Genomic DNA, 24799 nt, shown 5'->3' with positions numbered 1-24799 from the left:
TTCCTAAGGGGAAAAACAAATCCGGGTTTAGAATTTATTTACCAAGGGATGGCGAAGCCCAAATCGGATAATTTTAATTCCAACTCATCACGTTCCCTACTCTTTTTGGAAGTTGTCCCGGATTCATCTAATAGCCCAAATTGAATGGCTAGCTTTTTTGCTTCTTCCTTTCCGGAACGATTGATTGCCGCAATGATATCTTTGTCATACTGTGTTAAAGAAAGAGAACGAACACGATAATCCAAAAATGCTTCCCAGGCATTAGGCACCCATTTGCTGACGATTTCTTCTCCGATCGTTTTGGCAAAAAGACGGATTTCAAGTTGAGCATGATCATCCATTCGAAGAGCCAGGAAATGCAATAAATTATGTAGATCTATTTTCCAATAAGCTTCCGTATAAGTGGAAAGCGGTAAATCTTTACGCGCTTGTTCGCGGGCAACTCCCAAATCCAATCTTTCTTGGTAAATGGAATTTGCCAAAGATTGAAGCTCTTTTTCTTTCTCTGTTAGGTGGTTCCCTTTTTCCAGATCAAGATAACCGCCACTGCCTTGTCTGTTTCCTACGGATTGGACTCTCCATTGACCCGGATCGGTAGCTTGGGCTGAATCGATTGCTACGGAGTAACGCGTAGAGTATTCGTTGACATTTGCCATTCTATGGCGAATCCATTGTCTCCAAGTATCCATAGGGACCCGAATGTGAAATTTCACTTCGCACATTTCGAAAGGAGTGCTATGTCTGTGTCTCATAAGATAACGAATCAATCCTCTGTCTTCGCTAACTTTTTTTGTTCCTTTTCCGTACGAAGTGCGTGCCGCTTGCACAATCGCCTCGTCAGATCCCATATAATCGACAAGTCTAACAAAGCCATCATCTAAAACTGGAAAGGGTTTCCCCAAAATAGAGTCTAGGGAAGGTACGGAAATCCGTGAAATCGGCTCAAAGTCAGATTGTTGCATATTTGCTTTATTTTTTAGTTCTCATGCATCTGAAAAGTCGAAAATAGGTCATAAGTATTTATACAAATAGAAGGATACTGATGGCGATCGAAGAAACACCTTACTGGGATGACCGGTTAATAAAGAATTCAGCAAGAGGCTCGAGCAAAAGCCTAATGGTGAATCCGGAAAAAATTTATATCTTTCCTGTACCCAAACCTACCTTTCAGTTTATCGAAAATATCTGGCAGTCTTTTACCAATAAAATGGTGTCTCTGATTCATTTTGATGATGAACCGGTTTTTAGCTTTTCCATCTTCGAAGTAATTGATAATGACCAGATGAAAATAGTTTCTACTGCTACTCATTTCAAACTAAAAGAGATCGCAGAGAGAAGAAGAATTCCAGGCTTTGATGAATACATCAAAAAGTCCAGACCTATCCCGCTAAGCGATCCACGAAACGAGTCCGCACGTTTCGTTCAAAAAGCAATCATTGATTTTAATAAAGGACTTCGACCAGAAATCCAAATCATAAATCTCAAAGAAGCCGAAATTCACCCTGAGAAGAAAGTACTTCTTTCCGATACAATGAACTACGCCGTAGGACTGACGTTATTCGTTAATGAAAATCCGATTGGGATTCTTTGGGGAATTACGAAAGATCCGCTCAGAGAGGATGAGATCCGTCCTCTTATGTTACAACTTTATTCGCTTTTCGATGTAATCAGTTTTGTCACTGCAAAGGAAATGGAAACCGGCAGTGATCCTTATATTGCTCAGAAGAATATTGAAAAAGCGGATACTGTTTCCAATTCCAGAAACTTATTCTATACGACTACGAAAGATCAGAAAGAGCCCGTTACTTCCATCATATTCAAATCGCATCAGTACAATATGGAATATAGGATGGATGCTTCCTTTATTATCCCAACTACTGAAGGTTATGCGGTTTCCTTAAAAAGTCTTATACCGGAAAAATTAAACAGCACTGGAAAAAACTTACTTCTGATTCCCGGGTTTTTTTGTCGCCGTTCCGTGCTGGACAAACTCGCCAAAGAACTGGCGCTAAAATACGGATATCGCGTTTTCCTAATGGATATGCGCGGGCGTTCCAGACAGACGATGCCCAAACACGGAAAGAAGGAAGGGTGGACTGTAGACAATTACATCCAAGACGATTTCCCGGAAGTACTCCGATGGATTCGTTGGCATTACCCGAGTGAAAGAACCGTTGTAGTAGGGCATAGTATGGGAGGAATGATTCCCCGCTTTTATGCATCTTCATATGATATTATCAAAGAGCTAAAGGAAGAATTCAATCTACCTCGCCCGGAAGAACATCTTGCAGGAGTCGTTTCCATCACCTCGCCGAATTATATCAGCTTAAAATCGAATTTTATCGGATTGGATACGATCAAAAAGGGATTCGGTCTTATGCCTCACCAAATGATCAGCGATATGATCTTGAGTATGGCTTCGTTTTCCATGCAAGCAACGATTCAAACAATCGACTTGAAAAAGTTTTTCAAATTCTTGTTGAATCTGCATTCCAGCTTACGAACGTTTAGTTATGATTTGGGAACAAAGGTTCTTACCATCAAGGACTTTGTCGGTTATAAAGAAATCACTCCGCCGGAATGGTATTTTTTAATGGAGGATGTATTCTGCGAAGAATCCGTTTCCGTAATCATGCAATTCTTTCAAAGCCAGATTTCCAATCACCGAAGCTTTTTGTCCCAAGATGGTAAGATCAACTATACTGAAAATTTTATTAAAAACTTCAATCTACCTATTTATAGTGTGATTGGAACTGTGGATCAAATTGTTCCCGAAGATTCTTTGGCGGATCTTCCCAAACTACCTTCGGAAAACAAAGTCATTACCAAGTATGACCAAGGCCATCTTGGTATCATCTTTCATCCTGAAACAGTCAGGAAAATGACAGAAGGAATCAATGACTGGATTACAAAACTACCTTAAGTTTACTTTCCGGATTGGAAATGATTTCTCACCATTTCCAATTCCTGTCTGAGTGTGCTGTCTCTTCCCGCAAGGAAGTAGGCGCCTCTCACAACAGGGCTACCTATTTCCGATTTTTCCGTAATGGATAATTTACTATAACCGTTTGCTTCGCTGATTTCATAAGTCCAAGATCCTTTCATTTTGAATGAAGAATCCGCCAAAATGATTTCTATCTTTTGGTTGGGGACGGTTTCTCCTCTTTCAAATGTCATATAGCCACCCATATCCGTATGTTCTTTCCAAAGCTTGGGGATGGTAGTATCGTCTTTTTTCAGAACTTCCACTTTCAAAACTTCCTTTCTACGATTGGGAAGATCGTTTATATCCGTGATGTATCTCCAAATTTCTTCTTTTGAAGCATTGATCGTTTCCGATTTAGTTCCTTCAAACTTCGGATTCTGAAAAAATCCAATCCCTAAAAAAAGTCCTACAAGCAGGACGAGAACCATGGAAAGCGCGATGGAAAATTTTAAAGTTCGACTCATATCATTTTCTTCTTGCAGATTCTCCGTTTAGGCAAGAAAATTTGTTCCCTATATGCACCCAAACGAAGAGTTAATTCAAAAATTTTATACTGCTTTCCAGTCCAAAGACGGAAGCACAATGGCGACATCTTACCATTCGGATGCGGAATTCTCCGATCCTGTTTTTAAAAACCTAAAAGGAAAAGAAGTGGGAGCAATGTGGCTAATGCTTGTGGAGCGCGGCCAAAACCTTACAGTTCGCTTTCAAAATGTAAAAGCCGACGACCAGAAAGGATCCGCCGATTGGGAAGCCGACTACAGTTTTAGCAAAACAGGTAGAATGGTTTATAATAAAATTCATGCGGAGTTTACCTTCCAAGATGGAAAGATCAAAACTCACAAAGACAGTTTCAATCTTTGGAAATGGGCAGGAATGGCTCTGGGCAATCCAGGGACTTTTCTAGGTTGGCTTCCTTCCCTTCAAAGTAAAATCCGTAAGGAAGCAGTTACAGGATTGCAAATGTACATGAAGAGGAAAAAAATCAGTTAATACTTCGGCATATTCGATAGCCCGCCGGCGTTGATGACTTCTTTGAATCCCATAGATTCCAAAACGGATTTTGCGCTGGCACTACGACCACCTGACGCACAGTAGATGACTATCGATCGGTCTTTTGCCCCAAACTCTACTAGTCGCATTTCCACCTGATCTACAGGTATATTGACTGCGCCTGGAAAATGAGTGACTTGAAATTCCTGAGGGGTGCGCACATCAACTACGAGAGCACCCTCGGCTATCCTTTGTTTGACTTTATTGGAATCGGCTGCAAATGAACTTCTGATTTTATAAAATAATAAAACAGCCACTGCAATCAATATGAACACTATAATATATTTATTCATAAATCATTCTCCAACCTTGTTATTGTACACTAATTTGACTTGATTCCCTTGTTCTAGCTTTCGAAAAAAACAAGAATAATATCCCGTATGGCAGGCAGCACCTTTCTGGTCCGTGCGATACATGATATAATAAGGATCCTGAGAAATATAAATTTCTTTCAAGTTTTGCAAATGACCGGATTCTTCGCCTTTGATCCAAGGTTTGTTACGGGACCGACTGAAATAAGTTCCAATTCCTGTTTGCAAGGCCTGTTCAAGAGAAACCCTCTTTCCCCAAGCTAACATCAGTTCTTGTCCGGATTCATCTACAGCAAGAAAAGGAAAAAGCTCAGGAGCAAGTGTCAGTAGCCGGTTTAGTTCCGAATCGGACACCAAAACTTTCCCTCCTTTCCAAATGGAAATATATTTATCCTTTGTTACGGCAAGTTCCGTTGATGCCAAAAAACAATCATCATCACAATCTACATACAATTGACAATCAGGATCGGCTTTATACTGGTTCAGCCAAAGGATGGTATTATCGTAATCGGAAATTTTCAAGTGATAAGAGAAAGATTCCGATTTTGTTTTTTCCAATAGAACGATATTTGCATTTTTAGGAGGAGAGATCATTCAAGTTTCCACAGATAAAATTTCAGTTGCTTTCGCTTTGCCACGGAGAGCAAAACTTCCCAAAGATTTGAACTTGGCATGAATGGAATTTGTGTCTTTCACCTGATCAAACAAATCTTTGGAAATCAGAAAAGATTTTTTCACTTCTTTTCCCATTGCTTCAATTCTACTGGCGGCATTCACTGCGTCACCTATCACAGTGTATTCGAGCCTTGTGGAAATTCCCACATTTCCCACAATGACTGCGCCGTAATGGATTCCAATCCGAATGGAAATCGGTTTTTCATTTATAATAATACGTTTTTCATTCCAATCCGCTACCTTTTTCTGCATGGCAAGTCCCGCAAGAATTGCATTCTTAGCGTCCTCCGGAGAAGGTTTGGGAGTTCCGAAGGTAACTAGCATTCCATCGCCTATGAACTTATCCAAGGTCCCTCTGTATTCGAAAATGGAACCCATCATCTGGGAATGGTATTCCGATAAGAAAGACATTGTTTTTTCAGGGCCGAGTTGTTCTGAAATTTGAGTGAACCCGACAATGTCGCAAAACATGACTGCTACGTTCATCTCCTTTCCACCCGGTTGGAAAAAACTCTCTTCCGCAGAAGCCATCTCTTGGATCACATTAGGAGAAAAATAACGGGAGAGCTGGCTGGATCTGACTTCATTGGATGCAGCAACTAACACTGTTTTGCGAATGCGGAAAGTCAAATAGGCAAGAATAAATCCCAAAATAGCTATGACTCCCATATTTGTGATGTAATTGTTCACATGGGCTGCACTTCCCAAAAACGCTTCTTTGAAACTCTCTGTGCTCAAAAACCTTGGATCCGCTTTGGCATATAACAGCATCCAAGCCTGGCTTATCACGACACCAAATGAATATAACAAAGGATAAATGGGTTGAAGAGTAAATGCATTTAAGATCAATGTGGAGACAATTATGTAATGGGTAGAAGTTTTAATCAGATAAGTCCTTGGAATCGATTCACCACCCACGGCATGGTACCAAACAAAAGGCAAAATAGTGATAATCAACAAATCAACCAAAATACAGAATAATCCGACATATACAACCGCTTTGTTTTTTTGAACAAGGCGAATCATAATGGACATAACGAATATTAGGCATAAATTGACCAAACTAATAATCATTACTTCATACAAAGTTTGAGTCACAAAAAAAGTAATGATAACAAGTAAAGTGGAAACAAAAATCTTTCCATATAGACTGAAAACAATGCCTTGGATTTCTTTTTCCTTTAAGATCTGTTCCGCTTGTGTTGCCATTCGATTGATCTATCTTCTTTATTTAAGAAGATCTCCCGGTTCTGCATTTCTATCTGGAACAAAAAGGGATAAAGTTTTGTCTTTTCCGGAAGCGAGTAACATAGCTTCGGAAAGTCCGAATTTCATTTGTCGTGGTTTCAAATTGGCTACTACGACTACCTTCTTTCCAATCAGATCCTCCGGTGCATAAGAAGCTTTGATGCCTGCAAATACATTTTTGATTCCTTTTTCCCCCAAATCCACTTTGACATTTAAAAGTTTATCGGCACCCTCCACATGATTTGCTTCCCGAATGAGTCCTACACGCAATTCAACTTTTGCAAGTTCATCGATGGTAATCGTTCCCGATTCAGTAACTTCTTTCGCCGGTTCTGTTTTTACTGTTTCCAATTTTGTTTCCTTTTGCGCTTTTTCATAAGCATCTTTCGTATCTTGGATCATCGCCTGAATGTTTTTTTCTTCCACTCTCTTGGATAACATTGCATAAGGAGCAAGCGTGATATTTTCCAAAGGTTTTCTAATGTTTGCAAAATCCAATTTGTCCAGATTATAAAGTTTTCGAACTTCGTCGCTGATCACAGGTGTAACGGGCGCTAAATAAGTGAATAATATCTTTGCACAATTGCTTGATACTGTTACCACTTCGCGCGCTTTTTCTGCATCCGTTTTGATTAAATTCCAAGGAGCGTAATCATTAACATATTTATTCACTTTATCACCCAGCGAGGTAATTTCTCTCATCACCTTTGAATAATTTCGATTTTGATATGCGTCTTTAATTTCATCTTCTTTTGCAAGTAGGTCTTCCAACAGAGATTTTCCTTCCGGCGTGAGAGATCCTAATTTGCGATCCAATTTGTCCAGGATGGAAGTGGAAACCCTGGAAACCAAATTCACCAAATTGCCGATCAGATCCGAATTCACACGGGAAACAAAATCATCAAAAGAAATATCCACATCTTCCATTCCGTTTCCCAAACGACATGCCATATAAAAACGGAAATGTTCCGGATCCAGATAACGGATGAAAGTTGATGCATTGATGAATGTTCCTCTGGATTTGGACATTTTTTCACCATTGACGGTTAAAAAACCGTGAACATTCAATTGTTCCGGCGTTTGAAAACCGGAACCCATAAGCATCGCAGGCCAAAAAAGCCCGTGGAAATAAAGGATGTCTTTTCCGATAAAGTGAACAATTTCCCCCTTGCCGTCTTTCCAAAACTCGTTAAACTTCTGTTCGCTTTTGAAAAAATTGGAAGATGATGCCATGTAACCGATAGGCGCATCCAACCAAACATAGAAAAATTTATTTTCTTCTTCCGGGATCGCGAAACCAAAGTAAGGACCATCACGACTGATATCCCATTCCTGAAGACCCGAGCCGAACCATTCTTGCAATTTTTTCTGAGCACCTTCCTGTAAACGATTCCCTGTTTCCATCCACGTTTTCAACTTATCCTGAAAGTCCTGGAGCTTGAAAAACAGATGTTTGGATTCTTTCAGTACGGGAGTATTTCCGCATAATGCACAATGGGAATCTTTTAGATCTTTGGGAGAATAACTTGTACCGCAAACTTCACATGAATCGCCATACTGATCTTTGGCGCCGCACTTAGGACAGGTTCCCTTGATAAATCTGTCGGGAAGAAACATATTGTCATGTTCACAAAACGATTGTTCTATGTTTCTTGAAGTAATATGCCCTTTTTTTTTGAGAGTCAAATAAATGGATTCGGAATAGGTTTTGTTTTCTTCCGAATTTGTCGTATAATAATTGTCATACTCTACATAAAAGGAAGTCAGATCCTTATAATGTTCTTTCTGCACTTCTCCAATCAATTCTTCGGGAGTTTTTCCCATTTTTTTTGCAGCGATCATAATAGGAGTGCCATGAGTGTCGTCGGCACAGAAGAAATAACATTCATTTCCAACTAACTTTTGAAAACGAACCCAGGTATCGGTTTGTATTGCTTCCAAAACATGACCCAGATGGATGGAGCCGTTTGCATACGGAAGTGCACTAGTAACAAGGATTTTTTTGCCCATAAGATAAGTTCCACTCTCCTGAAAGAAAGAAGCAATTCAGCCAATTTTTGGTAAATTTTAAGAAAACTTTCAAAAAATGAAGTTGAAGGGAAAAAAATCGAAATTAGGATCATCGGTTGCGATGCCTAAAAAAATTTTGCAAAATCTGAAAAGGGTAAAGGAACATAAGAATTCCCACCCGGAATCTCTAAATCACTCGGGAGATTTTGAGGGAGACCTACATATTGAATATGCAAAAATTTTACTTAGCCTCTGGTCCTATGCCTGCAACGTAGATGGCAAACTCAAATCCGGGGAAAGCGAGCTGGTTTCGGAAATGGTGAACGTTTTATTCGAACCGAATTGTCTTCTCAGCGAATACAAAGACAAACGTAAGGAAGTTTTACAAATTCTTTCCAAAACCTTTGACGAACCGCTTCCTATGAAAACGGTAACAAAGGCGGTAATCGACAATGATCAGTATGCTCTCAATTTTTTTGAAGACGCTGTTTGCATTGTTGCGTCCGACGGAACCATCAATCAGGAAGAACGTGAATTTTTAGACGAACTCGCACTTGAATTGCAGATTTCACTTATGGACAAACACCAGGTTGAAAAAAAATACATTTCTTAAACCGATTTTTTCCGCTTTCATAATCGTTTTCTTTCTGTTCCCGACTTTCCATTTGGAATCTCGTCCGGGAATGGGCGGCTCTTACCGATCTTCCTCTTCTTCCAGATCTTCTTTTCGCTCCAGCTCTAGTCATTCATCCTCATACCGTTCTAGTTATTCTTCTTCGACCAGATCTTCATCATCTAGTTCCAGTTATGCGTCTGGCAATTCATATATTTCTTCCCCGGAACCGACTGCATACTTTCGATCGGAAAATCATAAAATTTATATTCATTTCAAAGCAGATGGCGGAGCGACCGTAAGGGAAACAATGACTGTTCTTTCTAATACCGCAAAAGTAGGGATTGTTCGAAAGAAATTTCCGGTGCTTTCCAACTGGAAGGTCACCAAGTCCTCCGTTACACCGGAGACATACCAGCCATCTGCATTAGATTGGCAATTGGATGTAAGCTGGCCCGAAAAAACCAATAAAACCGCGACTCCTTTGGAATTGAATTACGAATTGGAAAAAGGAGCAGATTTCATAGGCAACCTATCGGTTGTTTATTGGGAAATCAATCAAAACTCGGTACCAACTGCAGGTTCCGAACTTGAAATCTCCTGGGACCCGGAAATCCGTTGGAAATCCTTTCAACTTACGGAGAAATACTACGACACTTCCGTCTCGGATTATCAGACCGGACCGATTGCACTTATAAAAACGGAAAATAAAGTTTCCGTCGATTTTTCTTCCGTTCGTCCCGAATATACTGCTTTGGTATTTACCGCATTCCCTGAAATATCAACTAATCTAAGTTTAGCGAATAAAAATCCAAGCCCAGGAGAGGAAAAAGATTTTTATACGGTCAAACAAACCACCTATATCCAAAAAAACGGAATCAACCGACACGAAGGTACTATCAAAGTATTCCAAAAATCTTTCTCGGAATGGGAAACTCCTCATCTCGAATTTGATACAATGGCATATTATCTCAGCTCTACCAAGAGAGGGTCTATTGTTTCCTGGTTTTTTCCTAAATACCAAATGATTTTCGGAATTGAAGGTGATTTGAAAACTTCTTTCTGGCATCTGTTCAGCGGACAATTACTGTCCGACCAATCGGAAACGGATGATCAAAATCGAAATTTGAAAATCAGCAATGTCACCTTTTTAAAATTAGGCGAAAATGCAAAATCTCCCGATGGAAAGAAAGAAATCATTCGCTTTTCCCCTTTCCACTTGGGAAGTTATTCTACAGCTAAACTTGCTTCTTTCTCTTTAGAAATCGTTCTTCCGGAAGAAACGGAAGGAAAAGCCGATATAAAGTTATTTTTGGCCCATCTTAATTCATATTATACTCCCATCGGAGTGGTAGAATTACCGTTAGAAATTGAAAAAAACAAAAATCATTTTATCATCAACTGGAAAGGTAGTTTTCCCGAAGGTTATTTACCTTTGATCCAAATCGAAACCGAGAGCGATACATTCCATACCAATCCTTTCCTCGTTTATTTTTCAGCTTTGCGATTCTTTTTTATTGCTCCCGGAAGCGGTAGCAACATTGAATATTTAGCTTTTTCCACTCTATTGCTGATTGCGCCGTTTTTGATTGTTTATTTCTTCAAAAACACAGCAAAGAAAAAATTTCAAGTTTTACAAGCGAGAACAATTACTGTAAGCCGAATCAAAATAAACGACCCCGATTTCAACGAAGCTGATTTTTTCGCCAAATCGAAGTTTATCGTGGAAAGAATCGTTGAGTCTTGGTCTGGCGGAAACATGGAACCGGCAAGACATTTCATTTCTGCCGGCGTGTTTCAAAGATTTCAAATTCAATTGAAACTTTTAAAAGAAGTGGATAAGAATCAAAATCTAATGAAGGACTTTAGAATTGATCGTCAGTCAATTGTGGGATTTGATTCCTTTTCAGATTACCAAACCGTTCATGTGATGTTAGATTGTTCTGCCAAAGATATTACAGTTCCCATTTCTATGGGCAGTTCGGATATCGAGAGAGAGTTTAAAAATACAAATAAAGGTTTTTATCGTGAAGTTTATTCTTTTTCCAGAAAAACTTCCGCAATAACGCAAATCGGAAAGGATCTGATTCATAACCAATGTCCTTCCTGCGGGAGTGATACAATTACCAGTCACATCACCACCAAATGCCAGTATTGTGGGAATATATTCAACTCGGGAGAATATGATTGGGTTTTATCCGAAATTACTCAAGAAGTGGAATGGAATCCGGATCGTTTTGTAAATAACGAATCCTTTTCGGGAAAATATCCTGATTGTCCCACGTCTGTACAATTATTGGAAGATAGAGCTTCTGCGCTGCTCTGGAAATGGATCTATGCCAAGTCTTTGGGTAACGAAAGTATTTTAAAAAGGGAAACTGCTAGCCCCATCATTCTCAAAAAATCAAAACAAAAAGAAGTGTTTTATATTCCGGTAATCGGTTCTGCGGAGATGCAAAATTTAAATAAACAAGGCGACTCATTTCAAGCGGACTGCCATTTCAGATGGAGTGCCGCGAGAAGTTATAATGCGCTTCCGGAACACAAAAGAAATATCGTAAAACTGATTTTGAATAGAACGAGAGATACCAAGCTCGGATTCGGAGAATCAGCTTGTAAAAACTGTGGTGCTCCTTATCCTGAATTGGATGCGACCCATTGTTCCTATTGTAATGAACCGATTCCAGAAACTGTAAACGATTGGTTGTTAGACGATATTGCATGATGGATTTAAAATCTATTAAAGCGATTGTATTTGATTATGATGATACGATTGCAAAGACAAGACAGATCAGATACAAAACATTGCAGACAATTGCAAATGAAACTTTTGATTTTAAACTTTCAAACGAGCAAATTGACTCCGCTTGGGGAATCCCGGGAAATGATTTTCTCTTAAAGATTTTTGGAAATCATTCCAAAGACTTGGATTTTCTTTGGAAAACTTATAACGACTACTGTGACAGGGATGATAATATTCCTTATCCAGGTGCAAAAGAATATATCTATCAATTTCAAAAACAATACCAGCTTGGTATACTCAGTTCTTCCAGTCATAAAAGAGTTTTTAAGGAATTGGAACTTATGTTATTCGACTTGGTTCTCTTTGTAAGCGTCCAAACGGCGGAAGATACACATGTTCATAAACCCGATCCGAAAGTGTTCGAACCGATGTTATCAAAACTAGAGATGTTCTCCATACGGAGAGAAGAAATTTTATATGTTGGAGACTCCATCAGTGACTACCTCTCATCGACAGGCTATGGATTGCAGTTTTTGGGAATGGCTCACGGTGAGAGGGAACAAATCGTTTTTGATCGGGAGAAGATCCCCTATGTCGAATCCTTTGCGGAATTGGACAAAGTGTTGAAGGAAGGTCGATAGAAGCGAACGTGAGGGAGGCGGTGATTGTACTCCCCGCCCTAATTTACCAGCATCCGTTTTATTTGAAGAACATGAATGGAAGGCACTTCACGCAAGGCTGTATATGTCCAAAGACGTTCCGAATGAAGTTCCGAAACTATCTTTAGTTATGCGCCAGATAGGGAAACTTGGCGGACATCTCGGTAGAAAAGGAGATGGACACCCTGGAGTTCCCCATACCACCTTTCTCTTGTAAAGCGATGATGGAATTTTTAAAAATTTTCTTCAAATAAGTTCGCTTTTTTGCCCGATTCATCGCTATTTAACTAAGGACTCAATCGGGAATAACAAATCCAATGACGGTCGCTGATTACTTCCAAATGAAGCTTTCCATTCAACCTAAGCTTGGACAACATTATTTGCAGCTCTTCCATTGTATATGCAGCACATAAACTATTATAAAAATCTTCTTTTAAAATCTGTTTTTCTTCCTTAGCATATTTCTGTGTTAAATGGTCCGCTTCCTCAAACGAATCCGGACGAAGCAAATCTGCAATAAAAATAAAACTTTCTTCATATGTGGATCTTTGAATCGCACTCCAAAAATCATAAGGATCTGTTAGATGGTGCAATAAAGAATTCGAAAAAATAAGATCAAAGCCCGATTCTGGAATCCAATCCTGGATTTTGTGATTTTCCCAAACTATATTCGCAGTAACGTTTTTCTTTTGAAAATAATTTCTGTTGGCATTTAACATCTCTTCCGAGCCGTCTATCGCATAAATCTTGCTAGTTGGGAATGCTTCATACAATCGGTAAGTCATATCTCCCGAACCGGCACCTAAATCCAGGACAAAACCAGGATGGAACCTTGAATTCAATTGATTCTTTAAAGCTTGGATGATCATTGAATGAGGAAGTGCAAAGTCTGCTTCCGCATAAGCAAGGACTTGTTCCTTGCTTTCCATCAACTCAGGCTCGGGAATCCGATTGTATTTCAATAAACTCATTCGATAAAAGCCTTAAATCCATCAATATAGGGGATAAAAAATCCCAAACTTCGCATGACAAAGAGCTTAAGGTTCTCGTCGAAATACGTAAATCAAAAACCGAAACCGGGACATCGACTTGCGCCGGGATTTATGCATAAAAAGACCCCACAAGAATTGGTCTTGTGGGGTCTTTCTTCAAACTTGAATTTGAATTAAGCGGAAAGTGCTTGGTCGAGTAAGTCTTTTGCAACCACTCTAAGTGCCATCACTTCTTCCGCACCTTCAAAGATCGAGAACACTCGAGCATCCACAAAGTAACGAGATACTGGATATTCTTCCGCATACCCCATACCACCGTGAATTTGCATCGCTTCGCGGGCAACCCACTCTGCAATCTTAGATGCATACAATTTTACTAGAGTAGCTTCCATTTGGCCTTTGTGGTTGTCCAAAAGTGTAGCTACATAGTTTGTATACTGTCTTGTTGCTTGGACGATCATCGCCATTTTTGCAATTTTGAATTTAGTAAGAGTATAATCGTAAATCGGCTTCGAGAATACTTTTCTTTCTTGCGCATAACGAAGAGCAGCTTCCAAAGAAGCCTGCATCACACCGTTGGCACGAGCTGCAGTTTGGATACGTCCGCCGGCAAATCCTTCCATTTGGAAATAGAATCCTTTTCCGCGTCCAGCTTCTCCTCCCAAAAGATTTTCTTTAGGAACAAGATAATCTTCGAAAGATACTTCGTAAGAATGCATTCCTCGGTATCCAATCGTTCCGATTGCTTTTCCTTGGATCACTCCGCCGCCTTCTTGTTTGTAATTGAATTCATGTCCGAGGAAACTCGGTTTTTCAGCAAGTAGGATGGAAAGGCCTTTGTGTTTAAGACTTGGATCCGATTCAGTTCTGCAAAGAATCAAAAGTAAATTTGCATAACCTGCGAATGTGCACCAGGTTTTTACACCATTGATCACAAATCCGCCTGCCACTTCTTTTGCAGTTACGGAAATGCCAGCAACATCGGAACCGTAATTCGGTTCAGTTACCATAATGCCTGCCATACGCTCGCCGGATGCAAGTAGAGGAAGCCATTTGTCTTTTTGTTCTTGGGTTCCTCCTTTGAGAAGCGCCTTGGACATGATTTCAGGTCTGGTGATGAGTGATCCCGCGGCACCGAGAGAACCTCGGGAAAGTTCTTCTGTTACAACTAACATGGATATGTTGTCAGGACGGTCATCCGGTTGGATACCACCGAATTTTTCAGGGATACAAAGACCGAAACAGCCCATGTCTTTCAATCCGTTGATGATTTCTTCCGGGATCAGATCATCATGGCGATGGACATGTTCCGCGCGGGGAACCACTACGTTTTCAGCAAAATCTTTGAAAATCTGTCTGAAATTTTCATGATCTTCGGAAAGACCGTAAGCACCGAAATGACCGAGGTCTACGATCTTGTCTACAATCTCAGTATAGTTGTCAATCTTTGCAGCCGCTTCCACGTAGGCATTGATTTCGTCGGTATATAGTTTGGAAAAAATTTCTTGGTAGGTAAGTTCGTATTCTGCGGGTCTTGCAGATAATTCCGAACGAATATTAGTAACGGTTTCTCCTGCAAAGGAAAGAGCCATCTTTTGTTCTAACTCGCCTGTTCCTTTGGATGAGTCCCATGCATAGACGATAAAGTTCTCAGCCACACGTTGTTGTGCGGTCATCCAAGCGAGTTGGTAGAAAACATGTTGGGTCTTGTCCATTTTACTGACGGAAACTTTTCCGTTGTCGGAATTTTTTTTCGCCAGACGTTGCGTTAGTTCTTTTAAGAGGGATGCTTGGGCTTGAAGAGCCTTTTCAGCTTGGGATTTTTCGAGTTTCACTGCCGTTGCGGTCATGCTAGTTTCATACCTGCGGGATGGTTTTATTCCAATATATAGAGGGAAAGTACCCTGTCATTTGCATTTTTTGACAATGCAGGTTGACGAATCAATTAGAGTGACATAACTAGATCTAGTGGAAGCGAAAGGATTAAGAATCATTGGAATCGATCCAGGCTCCCATCGTGTAGGTTATGCAGTCCTAGATTTCCCGGATTCCAACCGCTCCAAACCGAATTTGATCATCTACGGAACCATAGAAGTTCCTCCGAAAACTCCTTCGCCCGACAATTTGATTCAAATCAAAACGGAACTGGACCAAATCATAAATGAATTCAAACCGGAATTCGGTTCCGTAGAAGAACTTTTTTTCGTAACCAATGTGACGACAGGTATGAGGGTTTCCGAATCCAGGGGAGTCATCTTACTCAGCTTAGGTGAAAACAATATCCCTGTGGTCCAACCGACTGCCACTCAAGTGAAAAAAGGAATCTCCGCCAATGGAAATGCAAATAAAAAAGAAGTCCGGGCCGCGATCAAAATGATCTTAGGGTTCCATGACTTAAAAGGCCATGACGACTCTTGGGACGCCATTGCCGTAGCATTTGTGGGAAAATCTTTACTTCATGGTTTCGGACAGCTTAAAATAAAATCTTCAAAGACCTGAGAGATATAAAGTTTATTCTTAAAGGGAAGGCCTGTGCTGCTTGCGGAAATTTCTTCTCCTTCGTTCGCATACACTTCAAACGTCTCATTTGTTTTTCCATCTATGCGAAAAATCTGAGAAGGAGAAAGATTATCTTTGTCGGATGCGTGTTTCAAAAAACGCCAGGTGGAAATATGACTCGCCACCCATAAATCCCCTTTTTCATCTTGAATGATATTATCCGGGCCGCTTCCGATGGAAATTTTTTTCAAATACTTTAAATTGGGAAACCCGTTTTGATTTCGTTGAACCTCATAAACAAATAAAGCCTGCTCCCAAAATACGGATCTGTATAATTTTTCAATACCGGCTTCCTTTCGGATGAGAATTCCATTTCCCAATAACACCGGTTTATCCAAAGGATAAAACTTATTTCCATCATAATAAGCGATATCGGCGCGACCGTTTCGAATCAAAAGATCCCAGAACTGCCTTGTTTTGCCCGGACTGCCATGATCATTGGAAACAAAAATTTCTCCCGATTCGGTAAGAAACAAATCATTCGGGCTGGTCAGACTTTCGTCTTCCAGAGTTTTTTTATGAATCCAGACTTTACCATCATGTTCGAAAATTTCAACCGTATGGGGATTTACTTTTCTAAGAGTGTGGGAAATCACAGCTAAAGTATCCCTACCTTTCACTCTCGCATAACTAAATCCATGCGGCCTGAAGTTTTCCGGATAGTTTGTTTTAATAAGTGTTACAGCCTCCTCTTTTGAGGCACTGTTCGGATCAAAGATAAAAAGCCCGCCGATTGATTCCATATTACGCCTATCATGGCTTGATATGATGATGTTAGGTTTTCCGTTAGCCGAAACTAGCTCGATATCCTCCGGACCGGGAACCCCGGCGATTCGGAAACAGCCTTCGATTGGCTTTTTTTGCACCTGAGCACTGCAAGAGAATGCAAAACTAATAAAAATTGCTACAAAAATAAAATGAAATCGGAACATGTACTTAAGTTTAGCAGATTGTGGTATTTTCACTAGAAATTAATTTTTGACTTGCCATTTTTGTGCAGTGCAAAATAATGGAATCATATAAGGGAGCAAACTCCTATGAGCAATGTGGAAAACAAAATACATGGAATCGTAAACGCTAGTATCGGAGCAGTCAAAACTTCTAAAGAAGTTTGGGAAAAGCTCGTAGTTGATTTGAACGACAAAAGAAGTCAGTTCGAAACCAACTTCAAGAAACTCTCTGAGCAAGGTGAAAAAGATACAAGCGATGGAGCTCTGAAAGTAAAAATGGGCGTTGCCTGGGGAATCGTCCGTATCGACGAATTCAAAGACAGTGTCGTAAATTACTTTAATAAAGAAAGAGAAGCAAAAAAGCAAAAGCCCTCTTCTTAAAACTAAACTGTTCTCACTATCCTGAATTTGATTCCAGCAGGCGAAAGTCTGCTGGTTTTTTTGTTTTGAGAGGAAGAAAAAAAGCAAAACAATCGGAGTGACCGGATTTGAACCGGCGACCCCTTGCCCCCCAGACAAGTGCGCTACCGCTGCGCTACACCCCGTGTTTCTTAGTCAAAAAAACAAAACTAAGACGCTGGTCAAGCTTTACGAAATGCTACAAGGAATTTGAGAAAAACGGACTTTTATCAATCATCTAAAATGTCAGGTGACATTGCCCAGATGATTTGGCCGTGTGCGAATTTTTCACGAGCTACGTTGATTGCAACCGTCGAACCAGGCTGAAATACCAGGTTGTCCGTAAGACAGGTATTCCCCAAAAGTTGTGCTGCAAAATGTGTGATATCCGGATTATGTCCAACTAACAAGACAGTATCGGAATTGGTAAGTTTTAATAGATTGGGAAGAATGTGGGAACAACCGACTCCGGCGGCGAGTTCGTTTGCCTGAACCGGCGATCCTTTGAAATTGATTTCTTCGGAAAGGATTTCGGCTGTTAAACGGGTGCGAGTGTAGGGGCTATAGTAAACTTGACTCACGTTTAAAGATGAGTTGTTGATGAACCTACCGATTTTATGAATGTCTCTTACCCCTTTTTCCGTCAAGGTACGAGACTGATCCGATTTTACTGAAGCAGGATCTTCCGCTTCGCCATGCCGAACCAAAATGATCTTCATTCTTAAGATCTCCTAAGCCCAAGATTGAAAGTGTAGCTTTCGTAATAAACAAAAAATTAATGATTTTCTTGCGATTTTCTCTTTGGGCTGAATCCTAATCTATATGACGAACAAACCTTACAGAAAAAATGTAGGCATAGTTGTTTTTAATTCTCAAGGCAAAGCGATCGTCGGGGAAAGAGTTGAATTTCCTGGATCCTGGCAATTTCCACAGGGAGGGATTGATAATGGAGAAGATTATGTAGCTGCCGCCGAACGGGAACTCTATGAAGAAATCGGTGTAAAAGACGCTACCTATGTAGGGGAGTACAAAGACTGGCTCGACTACGATTTTCCCAACTTTCTCAATCTTCATACAGAACTGCAAAAATTCAGAGGGCAGACCCAAAAATGGATTCTGTACTATTGGAATCACCCGATAGAAGACTGTACTTTAGACCATTTTGAAAGGGAATTTCTTTCCGTAAAATATATGGATTTATTGGAAATTCCCAAAGTAGTCGTTGATTTTAAAAAACCTGCCTACGAAAAGTTTGTCCCATTTTTCTTTACGCTTGTTCAAAATTACATTGCAGACTTAAAAAAATAACATAATTTAGATAACAAAGCTAGGAGCAAAACCGTTTGGGAAAATCAGAAGAGAAAAGGGCACGAATCGTTGTTAGGGGAACGGTGCAAGGAGTAGGATTTCGTTATTATATTATGCAAAAAGCACAAGAAATGCGACTCAAAGGTTATACTCAAAATCTTCCCAATGGAGAGGTAGAAGCTGTGGTGGAAGGTGACAAACTTTTTATAGAAGACCTTTACCGCGCCATGCAGAGAGGCCCTACGAAAGCAAAAGTTACGGATCACGCGATCGATTGGGCGGATGCAAAAAATCAATTCAGAACATTTTCCATTAAAAGGTAATTCTATTTCATGAAAAAAAGACGTTTAGGTAGAACAGGTTTGGTCGTGTCCGAAATCTGTATGGGAACAATGACATTCGGTTCCTCATGCGATGAAGCGGAAGCATTCCGTATTTTAGATCGAGCTTATGATGCAGGAATTGATTTTTACGATACTGCAGAATTGTATCCTGTTCCTCCCCAAAAATCATGGGTCCACCGAACGGAAGAAATATTCGGCAAATGGCTAAAAACAAAACCAAGAGACGGGATTCTCATCGCAACCAAAGTTGCAGGACCCGGGCACGGCTGGTTCAGTCCTCCCGTAAGAGAAGGAAAAACATCCTTGGACAAATACCATATCCGACGTGCCATCGAAGGATCTCTGACTCGTATGGGAATCGAAACAGTCGATCTTTATCAAACTCATTGGCCTGACCCGGATATGCCTTATGATGAAACTATGGAAGCACTGACAGAGTTGAAAGAAGAAGGTAAGATCCGTTATGCGGGATGTTCCAACGAAACTTCCTTCGGATTGATGAAGAGTCTCTGGACTTCTGACAAATACAATCTTGTCCGTTACGAATCCATTCAAAACAATTTCAGTATTTTAAACAGAAGATTTGAAGACGAATTGGCGCAAGTATGCCGCAAAGAAGGGGTTTCCTTACTCCCCTACTCACCATTAGCCGGTGGGGTCTTGACGGGAAAATACAATGTAGAAGTTCCTCCCGAAGGATCCAGGTTCATCCGTTATACCAAAGAAGGAGACCGTCAGAAAAAAATGGCAAACCGATTTTTGAATGACGCGACACTTGCTTCGACTGCGGAGATTCTAGTCATTGCGGAAAGAGCGGGAATCACCGCGACTGCGCTATCAGTTGCATGGAGCAAACAACATGACTTTGTGGCTTCCACCATCATCGGTGCCAATACGGTAGCACAATTGGAAGAATCATTGAAAGCTGCCGATTTGATTTTATCAGATGATGTATTGAACGAACTCAATGTTCTTTCGAAAAAAATTCAATATCCTATGGGATAATTTACGAATAAAATAAAGTAGGATATGGGAAATGACAATTAAGATTCAAAAAGGAATCGATTTTTTACTTAGGAAAGGGCTTATACTTTTTGTACTCTTTCTGTTATTTCCCGAATGTTCGACCTTCGGACCCAGAAATGCGCAAAGTTCATTGATCATTGTTCAAATGACTTTGCAAAAAGACGAACTCTTGTTAGATGAGCTGATTGACCCGCGTTTCCAAAAAGTAACCCTCCGAAAAGGAGATTTTGTTTACGAGTATTCCGAAAACTCAGAACATTATTACTACTTTCAAAACCTGAAAGAAGGCCAGTATGAAATTTACGACGCAGTTCATCTTCTGAATCGCGGTGCATCCGATTTCCCTTACGGTTCCACCAAACAACCTTCCAAAATAGACATTGATTTTGACAAAAAAGAAATCGAATCGTCCCGATTGAATTTAGAGCCAGGTACGGTTGTATTTCTAGGCACCTTTCATGTAAGGGTCAGTTTCAAATTTCAGGATGAACCTGTAATCACAATCAGACAATCCAAAACAGTAGAAGAAGAAAGACTGGCATTGGAACATCTATACAAAAACTATCCGCGAAACGCTTGGGGTCAAAAAGCAAAAGCAAGATTAAAATTTTTAAATTCTTTTGCGCCTGAAGAACGTACATGGATCAGATAATCGTATGTAGCTCAGGATTTTTATACAAATGAGGAACAGAATTCCAACTAACTGGCTCTAGACTATTTCCATCTCGCTTGAAAATACTCAATGATGAGTTCAGAATGGATTTCATAAAAACGGGAAATTTTCTTTTTTCCATTCCGCAGGCAAGTCCCATGGCAATGGCAACTGGAGTGCTGGAAGAAACGACCAAACTGCTTTTTACATCTTTGGGGATGGACTCGAATCCTGATACAATTCTGTTCACGTATTCACTGAAACTATAAGGCTCCACCGGATCCCAAATTTCATTTACCCAATCATCTAACACCCGCTGAATGAGTTCCTGAAAATAATCTCTGGTTTTGGTATCTCCATTCTCCCAAGCAGTTTTGTAATTTTCATACAATTTTGCAAAATCGGAATCTTCGTTTCTGATTTTTGCAGCAAGAGAAAGCCATAAGCGGGGATCAAATTCATTCCAGTTTTCATTTTCAATCGCCTTCGGCGTACAGAACTCTTCACTTTGAAAGGATTCCAAAATTCCCGATGCAGTTTGTTTTTGCCTTTGCAGGTTTCCTGTAAAAACAGAATCAAATTCGATTCTTTGTTGGATAAAATACCGTCCCAGCAATCTTGCTTGGGTTTTGCCCAAGTCAGTGAGAGTGTCGTAATCTTTTCCCAGTCTGTCTGCCTGGCCATGGCGAACAAGATAAATCAATCCCATCTATGCGTTGAACCTCGGATTGGAAACGGAAAGATTGTTTTTAAGACCCGATTTGATTTGATTCCAGGTTTCCGATCCTACTTCCGCATTCTTTGTCTCTCGCAGTTGTTTGGCGAGAAGAGAATTCCAATCTTTCAATCGGTTTAGTTTTTCCTTTCGAGAAAGTGCTTTGAATTGATCAACGGTAAGAGCGTCTTTTAGAATCGATCCGAGTTTCAATAAGGACAGAAATTCTTCCAGACTTTGTTCATCTTCCTTTTCCGATTCCCTTATGATCACTCCCAGCATATTCCAACTAACAAGAGTTTTGTACGATAAAAACTCATCAGATTCGATTTTCGGCAAAATTTCTTTGATGAGTAAATCCTGGATGGTGGATAATAATTCTTTGGCCTCTGGTCTATACTGCATTTTCAGCCTCTTCTATCAGTCGCATTGCTTCCCATTCCATTTCTGCAGTTCTTCTTCCGATGGCGGCAAGTTCTATACCTTTGTCTTTTCCGGAAAGATGACGTTCCGCCTGTTGTGCCGATCCTATTGCCCAGCGTAAATTACCCATTATCTCCCAGTAACGAACCTTAGTTGCCAAAATTGGAATTTTATTATAATCGGAATAAGCATTATAAAAATCGGCTCGATCTCCGAACCCGCCGACTTCCTTATTCAGTTTGCCGAACCTCCAGTCTCGCATACAAAGCCAAGCCACATCTTCATGTCTGTCTCCCCAATGGGCAAATTCATAATCCAGGATACCTTGCAAACCTTCTTTGGTGATCATAAAATTTCCTGTTCGATAATCTCCATGAACCAGTACGATCGCATCCACGTCCGGTTTGTTTTTATCCAACCAATTGAGAGAAATTTCAATCGCAGGATGAGACTCGGGAAGTTCATCCAAAGATTTGCGTAAATCGTCAATAGACGTTTGAACGTAAGTTTCACGAGTAGTGACTTTCAATTTTTGTTTGAGCTCTGCGTCTTTTACCGACTCGAGGATTACGGAATGCAAACGGGCAAGATTTTCGCTTAAGTCAGTTACCATTCTTGTTTTTCTGTATTCGTTTAGCTCTGCGTCTTTTATAATGTATCTGCCTGTTGCTTTTCCGGAAATTTTTTCCATTAGGAAAAAAGGAGCACCGATGATATTTGCATTCTCTTCGAGATAAATCGGCTCGGGGGTTTTAACTCCTGCGGCATAAGCAAGACCCGCAACCTTATACTCGTCTTTTTTAGAAAGAGAAGATAAAAGAGATCCCCCCTTGTCCGTTCGAAGCACTATATTTTTTTCAGTGTTTCCGGGAGAACTATCAACTGACAATCGTATGGCGAAATTGTCCTGACAAGCCCCACCGCTCAAATGAACGATGTCTTGGATTTGGACGGGACTCTTCCATATTCCTGTTAGATGAGATTCTAACGCCGGTTTTAATTCTGCGATTTCCATTTATGCATCCCATTTCCCGGAAACATAATTTCGTCCGATCACCATTTTATGAACTTCCGACGGACCGTCCGCAATTCTTGCAGCTCTTGCATCTCTATAAAACAATTCCAGAGGAAGATCTCTGGAATAACCTTTTCCTCCGCAAATTTGAATTGCGGTATCAACGGTTTTGCAAAGGGATTCGCTCACTTTCCATTTCGCCATGGAGATTTCCTGGCGAGCATCCTGGCCTGTTTGCAAAAGCCAACCGGCCTTTAAAGTTAACAAAAATCCCATTTCAATTTCAGTGGCGCATTCTGCAAAAAGCCATTGGATTCCCTGATGTTCCGCGATCTTGGAACTGAATACTTCTCTTTCTTTTGCATACTCGCGTGCAATGGATAAAGCTCTGCGTGCAAGACCAGTCCAGCGCATACAATGCGTTAAGCGAGCAGGGCCCAGCCTTTCCTGGGAAAGGCGAAATCCTTCTCCTACCCGACCAAGCACCATATCCTCAGGAACTTCCACGTTTTCAAAATTAAGTTCGCAATGTCCCCCCGGTCCGTGAGAACCCATAAGTCCGATCTCCCTTATCATCGTATAACCTTTGGCAGTTGTGGGAACAAGGAACATTGTGGTCTTTCGGAAACTTCCGTTTACCTTCGCCATAACGATAATGTATTTTGCTCCGTTGGCGCCTGTGCAATACCACTTTCTACCATTTAACACGAATTTATCGCCAATCTTTTCCGCATTGGTTTGCAGACTGGTCGGGTCGGAACCTGCACCGGGAGAAGGCTCCGTCATTGCAAAGCCGGTTCTTAAAGAACCCTCGCAAAGAGGATGCAGAATCAATTCCTTTTGTTTGTCTGTAGCAGCGAGAGCAAGAAGATGCATATTACCTTCGTCAGGTGCATCGCAATTGAATATATAAGGAGCAATAGGAGAACGACCCAATTCGCTGAATATGATACAAGTTCCCAATTGATCCAATCCCAAGCCGCCTTCCTTTTTGGAAAGATGCGGAGTCCAAAAACCAGCTGCCCTTACTTTAGCACGAGCTTGTTGGTTGATATCTTCCGGCATACGACCGGTTTCGTAATTATAATGTTTTTCCAGAGGGATGATTTCCGACTGAACAAATTCTCGGATTTGTTTACGGAGTGATTCTACGGATTCAGGTATTTGAAAGTCCATTGAATCACAGATTTAGCTTTTGAAACTTAGAAAGTAAAACTTAATTTTAAATATGAGTTTGGAAAACCGGTTTTTGACGCTTGGAATTTCTTCTCACTTCGAAATGCAAATGTGGACCGGTCGCTCTACCTGTTTTGCCTACTTCCCCTATCTTTTGGCCTTTACGGACTTTGTCACCGTGTTTTACCTGATAGCGGCTCAAATGTCCATAACGGGTTTCATAACCCATTTCATGTTTTAGGATGATTAGATTTCCATACCCGCCGTTTTCGCCGCGAAAATCGACGATCCCGTCCTGGGAAGCAAGAACATCTGATCCTTGTTCGGCGGCAAGGTCCACTCCCCCGTGGAAAGTTTGTTTTTTTGTAAAAGGATCGTTTCTTTTTCCATAACCTGATGTGAGGAGTGCACCTTCCAAAGGAGAAAGAAATCCAAATCCGTAAAAGAATGATTTTTCCCTTTTTCCCATCATAACACCCGGGATAAACCATTTTCCCCGAGATTCGTCAAATTGCAATTTGTCTCGGGAGATATTGTATTTTTTTGATATTTCTTCTTTCGCCTGATTTGTATTAGGTGTGCTTTCCGGATGGAAAACACCTCTCATATTCGGAATTTCCAAAATCATACCTTCTGCCAAATCATGAGGGGAACTTAACTCATTGGCAGAAGACAAAGTTTCCAAATCCATCCCGGTACGAGCCATAATTTTAAAAAACGAATCATCCTTTTTTACCTTGTATTGAAAGTATTTGAGAGGAATGAGTTTGTCATCGGACACGGAAGATCGGGACAGTCGCAAGTTTTCTTTGACCTGATTACGAAGGTCTTTGAGGCGGGGATTCGAATAATCCAGATTTGCAAGTGTAATCGGTGTGGCAAAAAGGTTGATTGCTGATAAAAAAGCCAAAGGAAAAACAAATTTACTGTACCTTCTCAACT

The 24799-nt window shown here is 40.5% G+C and carries 27 protein-coding genes and 1 tRNA gene; 12 read left to right on the top strand and 16 right to left on the bottom strand.

Annotation, left to right across the window (positions count from 1 at the left end):
• Positions 1–38: 38 nt before the first annotated feature.
• A complete protein-coding gene (gene thyX / locus EHS11_RS08180) occupies positions 39–962 on the bottom strand; it encodes an FAD-dependent thymidylate synthase (protein ID WP_135763880.1) in 924 nt (307 codons plus the stop codon).
• An 80-nt stretch (positions 963–1042) separates the two neighbouring features.
• Between thyX and EHS11_RS08175 the strand changes: the two genes are divergently transcribed.
• Positions 1043–2923 (top strand): alpha/beta fold hydrolase, encoded by a 1881-nt coding sequence (locus EHS11_RS08175; RefSeq protein ID WP_135763879.1) that lies wholly within the window; start codon positions 1043–1045, stop codon positions 2921–2923.
• Between the two features lie 2 nt (positions 2924–2925).
• Here EHS11_RS08175 and EHS11_RS08170 read toward each other — a convergent pair whose 3' ends face one another.
• Positions 2926–3450 (bottom strand): SRPBCC family protein, encoded by a 525-nt coding sequence (locus EHS11_RS08170; RefSeq protein ID WP_135763878.1) that lies wholly within the window; start codon positions 3448–3450, stop codon positions 2926–2928.
• A 52-nt stretch (positions 3451–3502) separates the two neighbouring features.
• Here EHS11_RS08170 and EHS11_RS08165 point away from each other — a divergent pair, with 52 nt between their 5' ends.
• Positions 3503–3979 (top strand): nuclear transport factor 2 family protein, encoded by a 477-nt coding sequence (locus EHS11_RS08165; protein ID WP_135763877.1) that lies wholly within the window; start codon positions 3503–3505, stop codon positions 3977–3979.
• On the opposite strand, the gene EHS11_RS08160 is transcribed toward EHS11_RS08165, so the two are convergent.
• The 4 genes from EHS11_RS08160 to metG are packed head-to-tail and all read right to left on the bottom strand — an operon-like array spanning position 3976 to position 8283.
• Positions 3976–4332, bottom strand: coding sequence for a rhodanese-like domain-containing protein (locus tag EHS11_RS08160; protein WP_135763876.1), 357 nt, complete (start codon positions 4330–4332; stop codon positions 3976–3978). The two genes, EHS11_RS08165 and EHS11_RS08160, sit on opposite strands and share 4 nt — an antisense overlap.
• Before the next feature lie 3 nt (positions 4333–4335).
• Positions 4336–4944 (bottom strand): phosphoribosyl-AMP cyclohydrolase, encoded by a 609-nt coding sequence (locus tag EHS11_RS08155; RefSeq protein WP_135763875.1) that lies wholly within the window; start codon positions 4942–4944, stop codon positions 4336–4338.
• Positions 4945–6234: an adenylate/guanylate cyclase domain-containing protein gene (locus EHS11_RS08150; protein ID WP_135763874.1), complete on the bottom strand. Its 1290-nt coding sequence runs from the start codon at positions 6232–6234 to the stop codon at positions 4945–4947.
• An 18-nt stretch (positions 6235–6252) separates the two neighbouring features.
• Positions 6253–8283, bottom strand: coding sequence for a methionine--tRNA ligase (gene metG / locus EHS11_RS08145; RefSeq protein WP_135763873.1), 2031 nt, complete (start codon positions 8281–8283; stop codon positions 6253–6255).
• Positions 8284–8404: 121 nt separating this feature from the next.
• Between metG and EHS11_RS08140 the strand changes: the two genes are divergently transcribed.
• The 4 genes from EHS11_RS08140 (at position 8405) to EHS11_RS20465 (ending at position 12515) form a co-directional block, all read left to right on the top strand.
• Complete coding sequence (locus EHS11_RS08140) at positions 8405–8896, top strand: TerB family tellurite resistance protein (protein ID WP_246047681.1); 492 nt, start codon at positions 8405–8407, stop codon at positions 8894–8896.
• 52 nt (positions 8897–8948) lie between these two features.
• Positions 8949–11621, top strand: coding sequence for a Tim44 domain-containing protein (locus tag EHS11_RS20010; RefSeq protein ID WP_210413652.1), 2673 nt, complete (start codon positions 8949–8951; stop codon positions 11619–11621).
• Positions 11618–12280 (top strand): HAD family hydrolase, encoded by a 663-nt coding sequence (locus tag EHS11_RS08130; RefSeq protein WP_135763871.1) that lies wholly within the window; start codon positions 11618–11620, stop codon positions 12278–12280. Before EHS11_RS20010 ends, EHS11_RS08130 begins: the two co-directional genes overlap by 4 nt.
• A 97-nt stretch (positions 12281–12377) precedes the next feature.
• Entirely contained in the window at positions 12378–12515 is a 138-nt protein-coding gene (locus tag EHS11_RS20465) for an IS4 family transposase (RefSeq protein ID WP_425460562.1), read from the top strand.
• Between the two features lie 70 nt (positions 12516–12585).
• On the opposite strand, the gene EHS11_RS08120 is transcribed toward EHS11_RS20465, so the two are convergent.
• Both EHS11_RS08120 and EHS11_RS08115 read right to left on the bottom strand, forming a co-directional pair.
• The gene (locus EHS11_RS08120) at positions 12586–13269 is read right to left on the bottom strand and encodes a class I SAM-dependent methyltransferase (protein ID WP_135763870.1); all 684 of its coding nucleotides are present in this window, start codon (positions 13267–13269) and stop codon (positions 12586–12588) included.
• 194 nt (positions 13270–13463) lie between these two features.
• Entirely contained in the window at positions 13464–15140 is a 1677-nt protein-coding gene (locus EHS11_RS08115; RefSeq protein WP_135763869.1) for an acyl-CoA dehydrogenase family protein, read from the bottom strand.
• 118 nt (positions 15141–15258) lie between these two features.
• On the opposite strand from EHS11_RS08115, the gene EHS11_RS08110 reads away from it, so the two are divergent.
• Positions 15259–15789, top strand: a complete 531-nt coding sequence (locus EHS11_RS08110) for a crossover junction endodeoxyribonuclease RuvC (RefSeq protein WP_135763868.1) — start codon at positions 15259–15261, stop codon at positions 15787–15789.
• Here the strand turns inward: EHS11_RS08110 and EHS11_RS08105 are convergent.
• Positions 15747–16781 (bottom strand): arylesterase, encoded by a 1035-nt coding sequence (locus EHS11_RS08105; protein ID WP_135763968.1) that lies wholly within the window; start codon positions 16779–16781, stop codon positions 15747–15749. The two genes, EHS11_RS08110 and EHS11_RS08105, sit on opposite strands and share 43 nt — an antisense overlap.
• A 105-nt stretch (positions 16782–16886) precedes the next feature.
• Between EHS11_RS08105 and EHS11_RS08100 the strand changes: the two genes are divergently transcribed.
• The gene (locus EHS11_RS08100; RefSeq protein WP_135763867.1) at positions 16887–17180 is read left to right on the top strand and encodes an LIMLP_16025 family protein; all 294 of its coding nucleotides are present in this window, start codon (positions 16887–16889) and stop codon (positions 17178–17180) included.
• 92 nt (positions 17181–17272) lie between these two features.
• Here EHS11_RS08100 and EHS11_RS08095 read toward each other — a convergent pair.
• Together EHS11_RS08095 and sixA are read right to left on the bottom strand one after the other, a co-directional pair.
• Positions 17273–17344, bottom strand: a tRNA-Pro gene (locus EHS11_RS08095).
• A gap of 84 nt (positions 17345–17428) precedes the next feature.
• Entirely contained in the window at positions 17429–17917 is a 489-nt protein-coding gene (gene sixA / locus EHS11_RS08090) for a phosphohistidine phosphatase SixA (protein ID WP_135763866.1), read from the bottom strand.
• A 103-nt stretch (positions 17918–18020) separates the two neighbouring features.
• On the opposite strand from sixA, the gene EHS11_RS08085 reads away from it, so the two are divergent.
• The 4 genes from EHS11_RS08085 to EHS11_RS08070 are packed head-to-tail and all read left to right on the top strand — an operon-like array spanning position 18021 to position 20528.
• A complete protein-coding gene (locus EHS11_RS08085; protein ID WP_135763865.1) occupies positions 18021–18506 on the top strand; it encodes an RNA pyrophosphohydrolase in 486 nt (161 codons plus the stop codon).
• Positions 18507–18541: 35 nt separating this feature from the next.
• A complete protein-coding gene (locus tag EHS11_RS08080; protein ID WP_109021565.1) occupies positions 18542–18829 on the top strand; it encodes an acylphosphatase in 288 nt (95 codons plus the stop codon).
• A 9-nt stretch (positions 18830–18838) separates the two neighbouring features.
• A complete protein-coding gene (locus tag EHS11_RS08075) occupies positions 18839–19855 on the top strand; it encodes an aldo/keto reductase (protein ID WP_135763864.1) in 1017 nt (338 codons plus the stop codon).
• 31 nt (positions 19856–19886) lie between these two features.
• Positions 19887–20528 (top strand): hypothetical protein, encoded by a 642-nt coding sequence (locus EHS11_RS08070; protein WP_246047680.1) that lies wholly within the window; start codon positions 19887–19889, stop codon positions 20526–20528.
• On the opposite strand, the gene EHS11_RS08065 is transcribed toward EHS11_RS08070, so the two are convergent.
• Genes EHS11_RS08065 through EHS11_RS08045 form a run of 5 tightly spaced genes read right to left on the bottom strand, consistent with a single transcriptional unit; the run spans position 20521 to position 24797 of the window.
• Complete coding sequence (locus tag EHS11_RS08065) at positions 20521–21237, bottom strand: histidine phosphatase family protein (protein ID WP_135763863.1); 717 nt, start codon at positions 21235–21237, stop codon at positions 20521–20523. The genes EHS11_RS08070 and EHS11_RS08065 overlap by 8 nt on opposite strands.
• Complete coding sequence (locus EHS11_RS08060; protein WP_135763862.1) at positions 21238–21648, bottom strand: DUF6285 domain-containing protein; 411 nt, start codon at positions 21646–21648, stop codon at positions 21238–21240.
• On the bottom strand, positions 21638–22681 hold the full coding sequence (locus tag EHS11_RS08055; protein WP_135763861.1) for a phosphotransferase family protein: 1044 nt from the start codon (positions 22679–22681) through the stop codon (positions 21638–21640). Before EHS11_RS08055 ends, EHS11_RS08060 begins: the two co-directional genes overlap by 11 nt.
• A complete protein-coding gene (locus EHS11_RS08050) occupies positions 22682–23857 on the bottom strand; it encodes an acyl-CoA dehydrogenase family protein (RefSeq protein WP_135763860.1) in 1176 nt (391 codons plus the stop codon).
• A 46-nt stretch (positions 23858–23903) separates the two neighbouring features.
• Entirely contained in the window at positions 23904–24797 is an 894-nt protein-coding gene (locus tag EHS11_RS08045) for a LysM peptidoglycan-binding domain-containing M23 family metallopeptidase (protein WP_135763859.1), read from the bottom strand.
• Positions 24798–24799 lie beyond the last annotated feature (2 nt).

Source organism: Leptospira ilyithenensis (assembly GCF_004771005.1).
GTDB classification, from domain to species: domain Bacteria; phylum Spirochaetota; class Leptospiria; order Leptospirales; family Leptospiraceae; genus Leptospira_A; species Leptospira_A ilyithenensis.
Note: the sequence above shows the minus strand (reverse complement) of the source record. Positions and strands in the feature narration are given on the sequence as shown.

Bases quoted from the DNA above. Each gene is read 5' to 3' on its own strand.
- EHS11_RS08155 (WP_135763875.1), bottom strand. From the start codon at position 4,944: ATGATCTCTCCTCCTAAAAATGCAAATATCGTTCTATTGGAAAAAACA.
- EHS11_RS08175 (WP_135763879.1), top strand. From the start codon at position 1,043: ATGGCGATCGAAGAAACACCTTACTGGGATGACCGGTTAATAAAGAAT.
- thyX (WP_135763880.1), bottom strand. From the start codon at position 962: ATGCAACAATCTGACTTTGAGCCGATTTCACGGATTTCCGTACCTTCC.
- EHS11_RS08130 (WP_135763871.1), top strand. From the start codon at position 11,618: ATGATGGATTTAAAATCTATTAAAGCGATTGTATTTGATTATGATGAT.
- EHS11_RS08050 (WP_135763860.1), bottom strand. From the start codon at position 23,857: ATGGACTTTCAAATACCTGAATCCGTAGAATCACTCCGTAAACAAATC.
- EHS11_RS08060 (WP_135763862.1), bottom strand. From the start codon at position 21,648: ATGCAGTATAGACCAGAGGCCAAAGAATTATTATCCACCATCCAGGAT.
- EHS11_RS08115 (WP_135763869.1), bottom strand. From the start codon at position 15,140: ATGACCGCAACGGCAGTGAAACTCGAAAAATCCCAAGCTGAAAAGGCT.
- sixA (WP_135763866.1), bottom strand. From the start codon at position 17,917: ATGAAGATCATTTTGGTTCGGCATGGCGAAGCGGAAGATCCTGCTTCA.
- EHS11_RS08105 (WP_135763968.1), bottom strand. From the start codon at position 16,781: ATGTTCCGATTTCATTTTATTTTTGTAGCAATTTTTATTAGTTTTGCA.
- EHS11_RS08170 (WP_135763878.1), bottom strand. From the start codon at position 3,450: ATGAGTCGAACTTTAAAATTTTCCATCGCGCTTTCCATGGTTCTCGTC.
- EHS11_RS08160 (WP_135763876.1), bottom strand. From the start codon at position 4,332: ATGAATAAATATATTATAGTGTTCATATTGATTGCAGTGGCTGTTTTA.
- EHS11_RS08140 (WP_246047681.1), top strand. From the start codon at position 8,405: ATGCCTAAAAAAATTTTGCAAAATCTGAAAAGGGTAAAGGAACATAAG.
- EHS11_RS08075 (WP_135763864.1), top strand. From the start codon at position 18,839: ATGAAAAAAAGACGTTTAGGTAGAACAGGTTTGGTCGTGTCCGAAATC.
- EHS11_RS08150 (WP_135763874.1), bottom strand. From the start codon at position 6,234: ATGGCAACACAAGCGGAACAGATCTTAAAGGAAAAAGAAATCCAAGGC.
- EHS11_RS08100 (WP_135763867.1), top strand. From the start codon at position 16,887: ATGAGCAATGTGGAAAACAAAATACATGGAATCGTAAACGCTAGTATC.
- EHS11_RS08085 (WP_135763865.1), top strand. From the start codon at position 18,021: ATGACGAACAAACCTTACAGAAAAAATGTAGGCATAGTTGTTTTTAAT.
- EHS11_RS08165 (WP_135763877.1), top strand. From the start codon at position 3,503: ATGCACCCAAACGAAGAGTTAATTCAAAAATTTTATACTGCTTTCCAG.
- EHS11_RS08055 (WP_135763861.1), bottom strand. From the start codon at position 22,681: ATGGAAATCGCAGAATTAAAACCGGCGTTAGAATCTCATCTAACAGGA.
- EHS11_RS08070 (WP_246047680.1), top strand. From the start codon at position 19,887: ATGACAATTAAGATTCAAAAAGGAATCGATTTTTTACTTAGGAAAGGG.
- EHS11_RS08120 (WP_135763870.1), bottom strand. From the start codon at position 13,269: ATGAGTTTATTGAAATACAATCGGATTCCCGAGCCTGAGTTGATGGAA.
- EHS11_RS08065 (WP_135763863.1), bottom strand. From the start codon at position 21,237: ATGGGATTGATTTATCTTGTTCGCCATGGCCAGGCAGACAGACTGGGA.
- metG (WP_135763873.1), bottom strand. From the start codon at position 8,283: ATGGGCAAAAAAATCCTTGTTACTAGTGCACTTCCGTATGCAAACGGC.